The sequence below is a fragment of the Rhizobium leguminosarum bv. viciae genome (assembly GCF_012276115.1).
In the GTDB taxonomy this organism is placed as follows: Bacteria; Pseudomonadota; Alphaproteobacteria; order Rhizobiales; family Rhizobiaceae; genus Rhizobium; species Rhizobium leguminosarum_T.
Genome location: NZ_WIEU01000004.1, coordinates 512081 through 524731, shown reverse-complemented (window position 1 = coordinate 524731; position 12651 = coordinate 512081). Strand labels below are relative to the sequence as shown.

The window sequence follows — 12651 nt, the reverse complement described above, 5'->3', positions numbered from 1 at the left end:
TACAATTTTGGGCGCAGGCTCAAGACACTAAAGGGCCTCACCCCCTTCGAGTTCATCTGCAAAAGGTGGACTTCCGAGCCAGATCGATTCATCATCGATCCTATCCATCAAATGCCGGGACTAAACACCTAGGCGACCCACTGGTGAGATAGCCGGCATCGGGTCTTCCCAAGGAAGCCGACCTCACCGGCGAAAAGAAAAGCGGCAGCTGGTTTCAGATGTCATCATCCGGTGATCTTCGTGCCCGATAAGAGAACCGAGGCCAGCACCGGTATCCGCCCCGCCGCCCACCCCTTTGCGGAGCCGTCTTGGGTGTTCTCGTTGCGCCCCTTTTTTGCTGCCTCGGCTTGTAGTGAAAGTTATTGTTCAGTCACGAAGTGCTTGGAACCGGCCAGTATCCCCTGTTCAGCCGCGTTCGTCTTAGCCGGCCCTGTGCCGGCTTTCTTTTTTTCGTTCCTCCGCACCTCGCTCTTTCCGTGACTCGCTGCGGATGAAAGGGACTAAGGTATCCCTCACAGCTCGTCGTAATTGAACCAGTCGAAATCCGCGGCCTTCGCCCGGCCTGAGGTATCGAAGGCAAACACGCCGGCGAAAGCGCCGGTGAAGGAGCCGTGTTCGCCGCGTCCGCCCTCGTCTGAGATCACGCCGGCATCGAGGACCGGGCCGATCGGTTGCCAGGCGCCCTTGCCTTCGGTCTGCCAGAAGAATTGCAGGTCGTTCTCCCGGATTTCCATGGCGAGCTGGACACGACCTTCGACGGCAATCGCCACACCGCTTTCGGCGGGAAAGCTCAGGCGCCCGTTCGGGTAGTCGCCGTTGCAGGAGAGGATTGTCACGCAGCGGCCAAGTGTTTCGTGCAGCGTCACGGCAACCGCGTGGAACTTGTGGCGGTTGTAATAATGCGTCAGCCCCGCCACCTGCTGGTAGGTGTCGGGCGAGAATTCGACCACGGTCTCGGCACGGAAACTGTGATGCTCCTGGCGGCGGGCAACCAGTGACTGTTCGAACCAGGAGCCGATGCTTTCGCGCGCAATCAGGCGCAGATGGCCGGGACGATCCGTCAGGTTGAAGATGCGCGCGGGCTCTGGCGTGCGCAGCCATTGGAAATCGGCAGGCAGCGTGCCGCCATCGAAGCTGTATTCGCTGCGCATCGGCTTTTCCACCGGCACCGCGCCAAAGAGGCCCGGCACATCGACATCGGGCACTGAGGTGCCGTTTTCAAGATAGAGCCAGTCATCGTCGCGCCAGACGCATTTCTGTAAAGATGTCTCGCGCCCCAGCGTGCAGCGCCGTTTCGGCGGCAGCGGCCGGCCGCATAGATGGGTGTGATAGGCCTCACCCTCGGGCGTCTCGACATATTGGCCGTGGCCTGCCCGCTGCAGCACCGCGCCCGGGTGATCCTTGGAGGTTATGAGATGCATGTTCGGATGCATCTCATAGGATCCGTCGATATTACGCGACCGCGCCATGGTGACGGCATGGTCGTAGCCGGTGCCGCCCTCGGCGGTGGTCAGGTAGTACCAACCGTTGCGCTTGAAGAGATGCGGGCCTTCGACGAGGCCGAGCGGGCTGCCGGCGAAGATGTTCTTGATCGGCCCCTTCAGCGCCTTTGCCACCGGATCCCATTCCTGCAGCAGGATGCCGTCGAAGGCCGGCGATTTCGGCGAGCCGCCATAGCTTTCGGTGCGGTGGTTCCACTGCATGTTGACGAACCATTTCCGGCCGTCATCGTCGTGGAACAGCGAGGGATCGAAGCCGGAGGAATTGACATAGACCGGCTCGGACCATTCGGCCTCGATCGTCGGGGCCGTGACGATGTAGTTCGGCGCGTCCTTGAAATTGCCGTCGTAGCGCTTGACGTCGGTATAGACCAGCCAGAACTGCCCGTCGGCATAGGACAGGCACGGCGCCCAGATGCCGCAGCTATCGGGATTGCCGCGCATGTCGAGCTGCGATCTCCGCTCCAGCGGCCGGCGCACCAGCGTCCAGTTCACCAGGTCACGCGAATGGTGGATCTGCACGCCGGGGTACCATTCGAAGGTCGAGGTGGCGATGTAATAATCCGCGCCAACGCGGCAGATCGACGGATCGGGATTGAACCCGGGCAGGATGGGATTGCGGATCATGACAGGTCTCCTCCGACCGGCGGTGCTTTGCTGTACGTACATCAGATTATAGCAGAAAAAGGCCCGGAAGACTTGCGTCCGGGCCTGAGATGACTATTCGCGTTCGGCGGACTTGGCCCAGAGGTTGATGTCGGCCTCGCGGGCGTAGACGTCGATCTCTGCAAGCTCCTCGACGCTGAATTCGAGATTGTCGAGCGCCTTGACGCAATCGACGATCTGCGACGAGCGGCTTGCGCCGATCAGCGCCGAGGTCACGCGGCCGCCGCGCAGTACCCAGGCGATCGCCATCTGCGCCAGCGTCTGGCCGCGCCTTTCGGCGATCTCGTTGAGCTTGCGGATATTGTCGATGATCGAGGGGCGGATGTAGGCGCGCTTGAGAAAGTGGTTCTGCGCCGCGCGGCTGTCTTCCGGAATGCCACCGAGATATTTCGTCGTCAGCATGCCTTGGGCAAGTGGCGAGAAGACGATCGAGCCCATGCCGACCTCATCCAGCGTATCGAGCAGCCTGTCGTCCTCGACCCAGCGGTTGAGCATCGAATAGCTCGGCTGGTGGATCAGGCACGGCGTGCCGAGCTCCTTGAGGATCGCGGCTGCTTCGCGCGAGCGCTGCGAATTATAGGAGGAAATGCCGACATAGAGCGCCCGGCCGGAACGGACGATATGGTCGAGCGCGCCGCAGGTCTCTTCCAGCGGCGTTTCCGGGTCGAAGCGGTGCGAATAGAAGATGTCGACATAGTCGAGCCCCATGCGCTTCAGGCTTTGGTCGCAGGAGGCGATCAGATATTTCCGGCTGCCCCATTCGCCGTAAGGGCCGGGCCACATGTCGTAGCCGGCCTTGGAGGAGATGATCAACTCGTCGCGAAGCCCAACGAATTCGGTGCGCATGATTTCGCCGAAGGCGGTCTCGGCGCTGCCGGGAGGCGGGCCGTAATTGTTGGCGAGATCGAAATGGGTGATGCCGAGGTCGAAGGCCGTGCGGCACATATCGATTTTGCGGTCATGCGGCGTGTCGCCGCCGAAATTGTGCCAGAGGCCGAGCGAGACAGCCGGCAGCTTCAGTCCGGAACGGCCCGTGCGGTTATATTTCATTTTCGAATAACGGTCTGCGGCCGGTTGCCAGCTCATCTGAGGTCTCCTCAACTTATAAAAATTGCTTCTCTTTCGTATCCGCCTAGAGCGGCGGTCGAAAGCTAAAAACGTTGCCGCCCTCATGTCAGGCCGAGCGCGTCGGCACTATTGGATCAAGCGCATCCGTACGGCAAGCATATGGCGCGTGTTCTCGACAACCTCGCGTACTGACATTGCCTGATGGCAGGCCCTGCCCTCAAACACCGTCATCCTCGGGCTTGTCCCGAGGATCTGCCGCGCCATCAGTAGATCCTCGGGACAACAAGCCCGAGGATGACGACACTAGCGTGGTGCCCTGATGATGATCCGGGACCGGCTTTAGCCAACCCCAAACCAAGCCTCACCTTACTTCAACAGCGCCTGCGCTTCTTCGATGCCAAGCGCGGCCGGTTGCGTGCAGGTCGTGGTCAGGTCGATGAAACGGCCCTCTTCGCCCGATTTCAGGATCGCGGTCATGACGTCGACGCCGTGCAGCGTGCGGTCGAGCGAGCAGCGCGCATCGCGGCCCTCGATCAGCGACATCGCCATGTCGGCCAAGCCGGCGGTGCGGTAGTTGGCGCGCGATCCGCTCGGGCTTTCCTGGTTGATCTTGCCGAATGGATGCTCCCAGGCATCGAGCGGCTTGATGTCCTTGTCACGGCCGCTTGCCTCGACCACGCCGCCGAAGAAATTCGGATCCGGCACGTAGAGCGAGCCGTCGGTGCCATAGAGTTCCATATTGGCATGGCGGTGCGACCACACGTCCCAGCTCGCCGTCAGCGTCACCGCGGCGCCGTTGACGAATTCGAGTAGCGCCTGGATCGTCGTCGGCGTCTTGACCGGGATGATTTCACCGTTGCGCGGCTGGCTGGTGATGGTGCGGGTCGGCGACGCCATCGAGGTCATGCCGCCGACACGTTTGACCGGGCCGATCAGGTTGATCAGGTTGGCGATGTAATAAGGGCCGAGATCAAGGATCGGGCCGCCGCCCGGCAGGAAGAAGAAATCCGGGTTCGGATGCCACATTTCCATGCCGGGGCTCATCACGTAGCAGGCGCCCGAGGTCACCCGGCCGATGCCGCCGTCGTCGATGAACTTGCGGGCGAGCTGATGGGCGCCGCCGAGGAACGTGTCGGGGGCGCAGCCGACGGCGAGGTTCTTTTCCTTGGCGATGCGACGAAGCTCCTCGCCCTCTTCGAGCGAAAGCACCAGCGGCTTTTCGGAATAGACGTGTTTTCCGGCCTCGAGGATCGCCTTCGATACCCGGAAATGCGCATCCGGGATCGTCAGGTTGACGACAACGTCGATCTCGTCATTGACGAGAAGCTCGTCGATCGTCTGCGCTTTGACGCCATATTCCTTGGCGCGCGCCTCGGCCGCCTGCACGTTGATATCGGCGCAAGCCAGCACCTTCAGCCCCTTGAAGAGCGGTGCCAGCGAAAAGTAAGTGGTGGAGATGTTGCCGCATCCGATGATGCCGACGCCAAGTTCCCTGGTCATGATGAAGCCTCAGTAGGTCTGGAAGGATGCGATCGAGCGGCTGATATTGCGGTCGATGTCATTCGGGTTATCGTGTTCGACGACGTAGTGCTTGGCCTTGGTGGCGCGCAATGCCGTCATCAGCCTGGCCCACTCAACCTTGCCGTGACCGACATCGGCCCAGCCGTCCTCGTCCTTCGCTTCGCCGGCCGGCGCGATGTCCTTGACGTGCACGGCGGTGATGCGGGACCCAAGCTTCTCGACCCAGGCGAAGGGATCGGCGCCGCCGCGGATAACCCAGGCGATGTCGGCTTCCCAGGAAATATCGGGCGCGCCTTCGAAGATGCGCTCGATCGGCCGCGAGCCGTCCTGCAGCTTGAAGAATTCGAAATCATGATTGTGCCAGCCGAATTCGTAGCCGGCAGCCTTGTAGGGCTTGGCTATCTCCTGCAGACGCTTGCCGAAGGCGACCCAGCCGGCGGCGTCGGAGGGCCGCTGGTCGGCGGCCAAATGCGGCGCATAGATCGAATCCATGCCGAGAATCTTGGCAATATCAAGCGACTTCTCGACTTCCTTCTCCAGAAAATCAGGGCTGAAATGACCGGTCGCCATGACCAGGCCATTCTTGTCGAGGTCGGCGCGAAGGCTCTTCAGCCCGGCATCGTCGAGATCGGCATAGATGCCGCCGAAGCCCTCGACTTCGGCATAGCCAGCCTTGCCGAGCTTTTCGAAGATCGCCGAATAGGGCTGGAAGTTGCGGGCGCTATAGAGCTGGTAGCTGAGTTTCGTCATCATGTTCTCCTTGGGCCTCGTGCCCATTCTTGCAAGATCAATCCGCCGACTGGCAGGAATACAGGTCGTAGAACCGGAACTCCGGAAGCGCGCCACGATCAAGCGGTCGTGCCGGGGTAAAGGTGATGCGGCGGCTCTCGCCGGCCGCAAGATCGAAGGCGTTGTCGGAATATTTGCCGTCGGTCTCGGTTTCGATCATCACGAAAAGCGCAAGTCCCTTTGCGGTGACGTTGATGTCGACGGAGCCATTCTCCTCGACATATTCGTGGGTGACTGTCAGCCCCGCAGGTTCCAGCTCCAGCGCCTTGTAGGTACCTTTGACATGGTGCCCCTCGCCGCCCGTGCCGTTCGATGCGGTGAAACGCCAGGCAAGCAACGTTCCCTCGGGAATATCGGAAACGTCGATGCTCGTCGCAGTGACGGCCGCATCCGGCGAACATATGGCCTGTACGTCTCTCAGGTGCCGGCGCTCGCCCTGCGTCGTCAGCAGCGATATCGAAAGGTCGACGCTGACATCGGCAAGCGTATCGTTGACCAGCGAGAAGCGGATCGTCTTCTCGTCGTCGGAAGGAATGGCCGCGACCGCGACTGGCTGGAAGAAGCGCTTGACGAGATAGTGCATCGCCTTCCAGCGGCCGCCATAATCGAGGCTCGACCAGGAGGCGACCGGCCAGGTGTCGTTGAGCTGCCAGTAGATCGTGCCCATGCAATGGGGTTTAAGCGACCGCCAGTATTCCACCGCCGTCTTGATCGCCAGCCCCTGCTGAATCTGGGAGAGATAGACGAAGTTCGGAAAATCTTTGGGGAATCGGAAATAGCGGAACATCGTGCCGGCGATACGCTCGTTGCCGCCGGCATTCTTCTGGTGCAGCTCCATGACCGGGGAAGCGACGTTCATGTCCTTCGCCTCGGCATAGGTCTTGATCACAGGCAGCGACGTATAGGACTGAAAGCCGAATTCCGAGCAAAAGCGCGGACGCACTGAGCGGTAATTGTCGAACGACTTGTTCTCGTGCCAGACCGACCAGTAATGCATGTCGCCGGACCCGTCGGCATGCCAGGCATCGCCGAAATCGAGATAACCGGAAGCCGGGCTCGACGGCCACCACAGCGCGCCGGGCAGCGCCTTTTTCACTGCCTGCTCGATCGTGCGGTTGAGGCGATCATAGGAAACGAGATAGCGGTCTCGGTCCTTCCTCGATTCCTCGAACCAGGTGAGCGCTCCGACCAGTTCGTTGTCGCCGCACCAGAGCACGATCGAGGGATGCGAGGAGAGCCGGCGCACCTGGTAATCGACCTCGATCGTCACATTGTCGAGAAAGTCCTCGGTCGACGGATAGAGGTTGCAGGCAAACATGAAGTCCTGCCAGACCATCAGGCCCAGCCGGTCGCAGAGATCGTAGAAATGATCCTGCTCATAGAAGCCGCCGCCCCAGACGCGGATCATGTTCATGTTGGCCGCTTTGGCCGATTGCAGCAGGTCTTCGGTCTTCTCAGGCGAAGACAGCGAAAACAGCGCGTCGGCCGGTATCCAGTTGGCGCCGCGGCAGAAGATCTCGCGGCCGTTGACCTTGAGCGCGAAGCGGCTACCGGCCGCATCCGGCGTGGTGATCAGCTCGACGGTGCGAAGGCCGATCTGCTTGACCATTTCATCCGTCGGCGTTTCGACGGAAAGCCTGTAGAGCGCCTGCTCGCCGCTGCCGGAGGGCCACCAGAGGCGCGGATTGTCGATATGGAAGAGGTGGTTGACATGGGTCTCGCCATTGACGCCGACATCCAGGCGCACGCGCTCGCCATCGAGGTCGAAATAGACCTGGGCAATGTCTGGCCCCTTGGAAAACAGCGTCGCCGTCACTTTGAGGTCGACCGAGCCATCGTTATTGTGGGTCTGGCGGGTGACCACATGTTCGATGCGCGCAGTTTCGAGCTTCTTCAGTGCGATCGTCCCGTAGAGGCCGAGCGGCGCAATGGCGATGTTCCAGTCCCAGCCGAAATGGCATTGCGGCTTGCGCAGCATGTTGCCGTCGGGGATTGGCGAGTTGCCCGTGCTGTAGGGAATGTAGAAGGGCTGCTGCTTCTGTCGCGCGGCGCCGACAGCGATATTGGAGGCAAAGACGATGCGGATGCTGTTATCGCCTGATTTCAGCATGCTGGAGACATCGGGCCGGTAGCGGCGGAAGCTGTTGTCGGCTTCGAGCGCCAGGAAGCCGTTGACGTGGACGCTGGCGACCGTGTCGAGATAGTCGATATCGAGATACCAGTCGCCCTCGACCTCCTGCAGCGTGAAGCTGCGCTCGACCGCCCATTCGCGCTCGGCGACCCACTGCACCTTTTCCTCGTTGCGGCCGAAATAGGGATCGGGGATCAGCCCTGCCCGGTGAAGCGCCGTGTGCACGTCGCCCGGCAGCATGATCGCTGTGCGGATCTCGCCGTCGACGGAGGCGAGCTGCCACGAACCGGAAAGGTCGATGTTGGGAGTAGTTGATCGATGCGTCACGATATCGTTTCCGATTTACGTTTTTGAAAGAGACGGCGCATGGTCGTCGTCCGGTAGCTGTCGTTCGTCATGGCGCCTTCCGGCCGCCCCACCCTCCGTCATCCTCGGGCTTGACCCGAGGATCCACACCGCATCCATCAGCAGCTACGGGCATGGATCCTCGGCACAAGGCCGAGGATGACGGAGAGTGGGGTTGGCCCTCTCGCCGAATTCGCCCAGCCCACAGAACCTTCTAGAGACGCAGCTCGCTTTCGGCATCGAAGACCGAGGCGACCGACATGTCGAAGCTGAGCTTCACCTTGGCTCCGACGTTGAAGCGGCGCGCGCCGTTGACGCGTACCGACATCGTGTGACCGGCATGTTTCAGCCACAGCAGATTGTCCGCGCCCATCGGCTCTTCGATATCGACGGTGGCGTCATGTTCTTCGCCGCCGGTATTCTCGTTGACCTTGATGTGTTCTGGACGAACGCCGAGCACCACCTTGCGGCCGGGCTGCAGCATCTCGCTAGCATCGTAGGCAGCGAGCGAGAAAATGACACCGTTGGCCGAAAAGGCAATGCCGTCACCTGACTTGACCAGCTCGCCGCGCAGGAAATTCATCGACGGCGAGCCGATGAAGCCCGCGACAAAGAGGTTACGCGGCCTGTTGTAGATCGTCGTCGGGTCGTCGAGCTGCTGGATGATGCCGCTCTTCATGATGGCGATGCGGTCGGCGAGCGTCAGCGCCTCGATCTGGTCGTGGGTGACGTAGATCATCGTGTTCTTCAGCGACTGGTGCAGGCGCTTGATCTCGACGCGCAGCTCCGAGCGCAGTTTGGCGTCGAGGTTGGACAGCGGCTCATCGAACAGGAAGACATCGACATCGCGCACCAATGCCCGGCCGATCGCCACGCGCTGGCGCTGACCGCCGGAAAGCTCGGCCGGCTTGCGCTTCAGGAGCGGCTGAATCTGCAGGATTTCGGAGGCACGCGCCACCCGCCTGTCGATCTCTGCCTGCGGCACCTTTGCGACGCGAAGACCGAAGGACAGGTTCTTCTCGACGGTCATCTGCGGATAGAGCGCATAGGATTGGAACACCATTCCGATGCCGCGGTCCTTCGGCTCTTCCCAGGTAACGTTCTTGCCCTTGATGAAGATCTGCCCTTCCGAGGCGTCGAGCAGGCCGGCGATGCAATTCAGCAAGGTCGACTTGCCGCAGCCGGACGAGCCGAGCAGAACCAGGAATTCGCCATCGTTAATGTCGAGATTGAGATCCTTCAGCACGCTGACCGAGCCGAAGTTCAGGGACAGATCCTTGATGGAGACGCTTGCATTCATATTCATGAGATCAACCCTTCACTGCGCCGGCGGCGATGCCGCGGACGAAAAGCCGTCCCGACACGAAGTAGACGATGAGCGGCACCAGACCGGTGAGGATCGTTGCCGCCATGTTGACGTTGTATTCCTTCACGCCCTGGACGGAATTGACGATGTTGTTGAGCTGCACGGTCATCGGATAGGTATCCGGCCGGGTGAAAACCACGCCGAACAGAAAGTCGTTCCAGATGCCGGTCACCTGCAGGATCATCGCGACGACGAAGATCGGCAGCGACATCGGCAGCATGATCCGCAGGAAGATCTGCCAGAAGCCCGCCCCGTCGACACGCGCCGCCTTGAACAGTTCCTCCGGCAGCGACACGAAATAGTTGCGGAAGAGCAGCGTCAGGATCGGCATGCCGAAGATCGAGTGGACGATGACGAGGCCGGTCAGCGTACCGTAGATGCCGATTTCGCGCAGGATGATGACGATCGGATAGATCATCACCTGATAGGGAATGAATGCGCCAATGATGAGGATCGAGAAGAAAAGCTCGGATCCCCTGAAGCGCCAGTTGGCCAGCGCATAACCGTTCACCGAGGCGATCGCGATCGAGATGATGACCGACGGCACCGTGATGCGCACAGAATTCCAGAAACCGCGCGACAGGCCATCGCAGTTGAGCCCGGTGCAGGCCTCCGCCCAGGCCTTCACCCAGGGTTCGAAGGTGATCTCTACCGGCGGCGAGAAGATGTTGCCGAGACGGATTTCCGGCATGCCCTTCAGCGAAGTCACGACCATCACATAGAGCGGCAGCAGATAGTAAAGCGCTGCGACGATCAGCGTACCGTAGAGCATAATGTTGCGCGCCGACAGCGCCGGGCGTGGCTTCGGGCCACTGGGGCCGTCACCAAGCTTCGGCGCAACGGCGTCGATGCCGGCAGCAACGGTGTTGAGAGCTTCTATATTAGCCACGCTTGCGCCCTCCGCCGAATTCCAGATAAGCCCACGGAACGATGATGATCGCGACCGTGACCAGCATCATCGTCGAGGCGGCAAAGCCCTGCCCCAGGTTCTGCGCCTGGAACATGTAGTCGTAGACATATTTCGCCGGCACTTCCGAAGAAATGCCCGGTCCACCCGATGTTTGCGCGACCACAAGATCGTAAACCTTGACGATGCCGGAGGCGATGATCACGATCGTGGTGATGAAGACCGGCCGCATCATCGGGATGACGATGAAGAGATAGGTCCTCCACATCGGAATACCGTCCACGCGCGCCGCTTTCCAGATGTCCTCGTCAATGCCGCGGAGGCCGGCAAGCATCAGGCACATGACGAGACCCGTTCCCTGCCACAGCGCCGCGATCAGAATGCCGTAGATGACGATTTCAGGCGTATAGAGCGGATTGAAGGTGAAGCTCGTCCACCCGATAGAGCGCACCACCGCCTGAATGCCGAAATCGGGGTTTAGAACCCATTGCCAGACGAGGCCCGTCACGATGAAGGACAGCGCGAAGGGATAGAGAAAGATGGTGCGGAAAGTGTTTTCGAAACGGATCTTCTGGTCCATCAGCGCGGCGAGCATGAAACCGATCACGAGGCTGAAGATCAGCGAGAGGATGCCGTAGACGGCCAGATTCTCGATCGCCGTCACCCAGCGGGGTGCCGCCCAGAGGCGCTCGTACTGATCGAAGCCGACGAAGCTCAACCGCGGAAGCAGTTTGGAATTGGTGAAAGAATAAAAGATCGTCCAGAACGTGCCGCCGACAAAGATCACCAGCGCTGTCAGGATCATCGGGATAGACGCAATCTTGGCATTCAGATTGCGCAGTAACTTGTTTGGCCGGCCTGCTCGCGCTTGACCCGTCATAAACACTTCTCCTCAATCGCAACTGCGACAGTAACAAAACGGCAAGACGCCGCCTGTCGTCCCCATCTCCGAACCTGTTGAAGATACCGGAGAGACGCCGCCACCCGCCGAACGATCACCGGCCGTCCGGACCGATCCGGCCCCCATGGGAGCCGGACCGCAAGGCAGCAAGTCTGCTGATCAGTCAGCAGAAGCGATGATCCCGGCGAAACGCTTCTGAGCGTCTTCCGGCGTCATCGACGGATTGGCGAAGAATTCAGAGAAAAGGTCTTCCTTCTGCTTCTGGCTGTCGGCCGAAAGCAACTGGTCGGTACCTTGGATCACATTGCCCTTCTGAAGGATTTCGAGACCCTTCTTCATGCAATCGTTGGCGGCAGCGAGATCGACGTCACCGCGAACCGGCAGCGAACCCTTCTTCAGGTTGAAGGCAACCTGGGTCTTGGGATCGAGCAGGGTCTTGGCCAGCACGCCCTGCGCCTTGGACTTTTCTTCGTCCTTCAGCAGCGGGAAGTAGAAGGCGTCGCCACCCGTCGAGATGATCTCGTTCACGCCGAGGCCCGGCAGGCAGGTATAGTCGGTACCGGCCTTCTGACCGGCCAGCGCAAATTCGCCCTGCGCCCAGTCGCCCATGATCTGGCCGCCGGCTTTGCCTGTGATGACAAGGTTGGTGGCCTGGTTCCAATCCTGGACGTTGCTGCCTTTGGCCATGCGCCGAGCATCGTCGGCGGCCTTGAACACCTTGGCGATTTCAGGACCGGCAGCAACTTCCGCATCCTTGTCCTTGAAGACCTTGTTGAAGGTATCCTTGCCGGCAACCGCGACCATCAGCACGTCGAAGGCGCCTGTCGCCTGCCACGGCTGACCGCCGACGGCGAGCGGAATGATGCCGGCCTTTTCGAGAGCCGGAGCCGCTGCGACGAACTCGTCCCAGTTCTTCGGAACCTCGACGCCGGCTTTCTTGAAGGCGGCATTCGAAAGCCACAACCATTGCCAGGAGTGGATATTGACAGGAGCGCAGTAGATCTTGCCGTCGATTGTGCAGGAATCGAGCAGGCTCGACGGACGAATGATATCCTTCCACTTCTCGGCGGTCGCCACGTCGGTCAGATCGCGCATCAGGCCGGCCTGGACGAGTTCCTCGGCCTGGCGCCCATGGTTGAACTGGGTCGCGCCCATCGGGTCGCCGCCGGTGATGCGGCTGATCATGATCGGGCGAGCAGTGCCGCCGGAGCCGGCGATCGCGCCGTCGACCCAGTGGTTGCCGGTGGCGTCGAATGCCTTGGCCAGCTCGGCGACCGCTGCAGCTTCGCCGCCAGACGTCCACCAGTGGGTGACTTCAAGATCGGTGGCGTTGGCGGCTCCCAGCGGAAGCGCGACCGAAGTGGCAAGCAGGGCTGCCATTAGACGGATTTTCATGAGTTTTCCTCCCTCACTGAAACGTTGCCGGAAAAACTTAGATCAATCGATTTCCTCACGCAA

Annotated in this window: 9 protein-coding genes and 1 pseudogene; 1 reads left to right on the top strand and 9 read right to left on the bottom strand. The window is 60.8% G+C overall.

Annotated elements, in window-relative coordinates:
* Positions 1-132 (top strand): annotated as a pseudogene (locus tag GFM02_RS11010) (IS481 family transposase); the annotation flags it as partial.
* A 380-nt stretch (positions 133-512) separates the two neighbouring features.
* Here GFM02_RS11010 and GFM02_RS11005 read toward each other — a convergent pair.
* From GFM02_RS11005 to GFM02_RS10965, 9 genes are all read right to left on the bottom strand, one after another.
* Positions 513-2126: a glycoside hydrolase family 43 protein gene (locus tag GFM02_RS11005; protein WP_168321672.1), complete on the bottom strand. Its 1614-nt coding sequence runs from the start codon at positions 2124-2126 to the stop codon at positions 513-515.
* Between the two features lie 93 nt (positions 2127-2219).
* A complete protein-coding gene (gene mgrA, locus GFM02_RS11000; RefSeq protein ID WP_168321671.1) occupies positions 2220-3251 on the bottom strand; it encodes an L-glyceraldehyde 3-phosphate reductase in 1032 nt (343 codons plus the stop codon).
* 348 nt (positions 3252-3599) lie between these two features.
* Positions 3600-4733: a Gfo/Idh/MocA family protein gene (locus GFM02_RS10995; protein ID WP_168321670.1), complete on the bottom strand. Its 1134-nt coding sequence runs from the start codon at positions 4731-4733 to the stop codon at positions 3600-3602.
* 9 nt (positions 4734-4742) lie between these two features.
* Positions 4743-5504: a sugar phosphate isomerase/epimerase family protein gene (locus GFM02_RS10990; protein WP_168269874.1), complete on the bottom strand. Its 762-nt coding sequence runs from the start codon at positions 5502-5504 to the stop codon at positions 4743-4745.
* A 37-nt stretch (positions 5505-5541) separates the two neighbouring features.
* Complete coding sequence (locus GFM02_RS10985) at positions 5542-8001, bottom strand: glycosyl hydrolase 2 galactose-binding domain-containing protein (RefSeq protein WP_168321669.1); 2460 nt, start codon at positions 7999-8001, stop codon at positions 5542-5544.
* Positions 8002-8233: 232 nt separating this feature from the next.
* Positions 8234-9325: an ABC transporter ATP-binding protein gene (locus GFM02_RS10980; protein ID WP_205930254.1), complete on the bottom strand. Its 1092-nt coding sequence runs from the start codon at positions 9323-9325 to the stop codon at positions 8234-8236.
* Between the two features lie 4 nt (positions 9326-9329).
* Positions 9330-10274: an ABC transporter permease subunit gene (locus tag GFM02_RS10975; protein ID WP_168321668.1), complete on the bottom strand. Its 945-nt coding sequence runs from the start codon at positions 10272-10274 to the stop codon at positions 9330-9332.
* Positions 10267-11172 (bottom strand): carbohydrate ABC transporter permease, encoded by a 906-nt coding sequence (locus tag GFM02_RS10970; RefSeq protein WP_065280244.1) that lies wholly within the window; start codon positions 11170-11172, stop codon positions 10267-10269. The genes GFM02_RS10975 and GFM02_RS10970 overlap by 8 nt, the downstream gene beginning before the upstream one ends.
* Before the next feature lie 180 nt (positions 11173-11352).
* The gene (locus tag GFM02_RS10965; RefSeq protein ID WP_020050309.1) at positions 11353-12588 is read right to left on the bottom strand and encodes an ABC transporter substrate-binding protein; all 1236 of its coding nucleotides are present in this window, start codon (positions 12586-12588) and stop codon (positions 11353-11355) included.
* Between the last annotated feature and the right edge of the window lie 63 nt (positions 12589-12651).

Excerpts from the sequence above, each read along its gene's own strand:
- GFM02_RS10965 (WP_020050309.1), bottom strand. The coding sequence starts at position 12,588 with ATGAAAATCCGTCTAATGGCAGCCCTGCTTGCCACTTCGGTCGCGCTT.
- GFM02_RS11005 (WP_168321672.1), bottom strand. The coding sequence starts at position 2,126 with ATGATCCGCAATCCCATCCTGCCCGGGTTCAATCCCGATCCGTCGATC.
- GFM02_RS10995 (WP_168321670.1), bottom strand. The coding sequence starts at position 4,733 with ATGACCAGGGAACTTGGCGTCGGCATCATCGGATGCGGCAACATCTCC.
- mgrA (WP_168321671.1), bottom strand. The coding sequence starts at position 3,251 with ATGAGCTGGCAACCGGCCGCAGACCGTTATTCGAAAATGAAATATAAC.
- GFM02_RS10980 (WP_205930254.1), bottom strand. The coding sequence starts at position 9,325 with ATGAATATGAATGCAAGCGTCTCCATCAAGGATCTGTCCCTGAACTTC.
- GFM02_RS10970 (WP_065280244.1), bottom strand. The coding sequence starts at position 11,172 with ATGACGGGTCAAGCGCGAGCAGGCCGGCCAAACAAGTTACTGCGCAAT.
- GFM02_RS10990 (WP_168269874.1), bottom strand. The coding sequence starts at position 5,504 with ATGACGAAACTCAGCTACCAGCTCTATAGCGCCCGCAACTTCCAGCCC.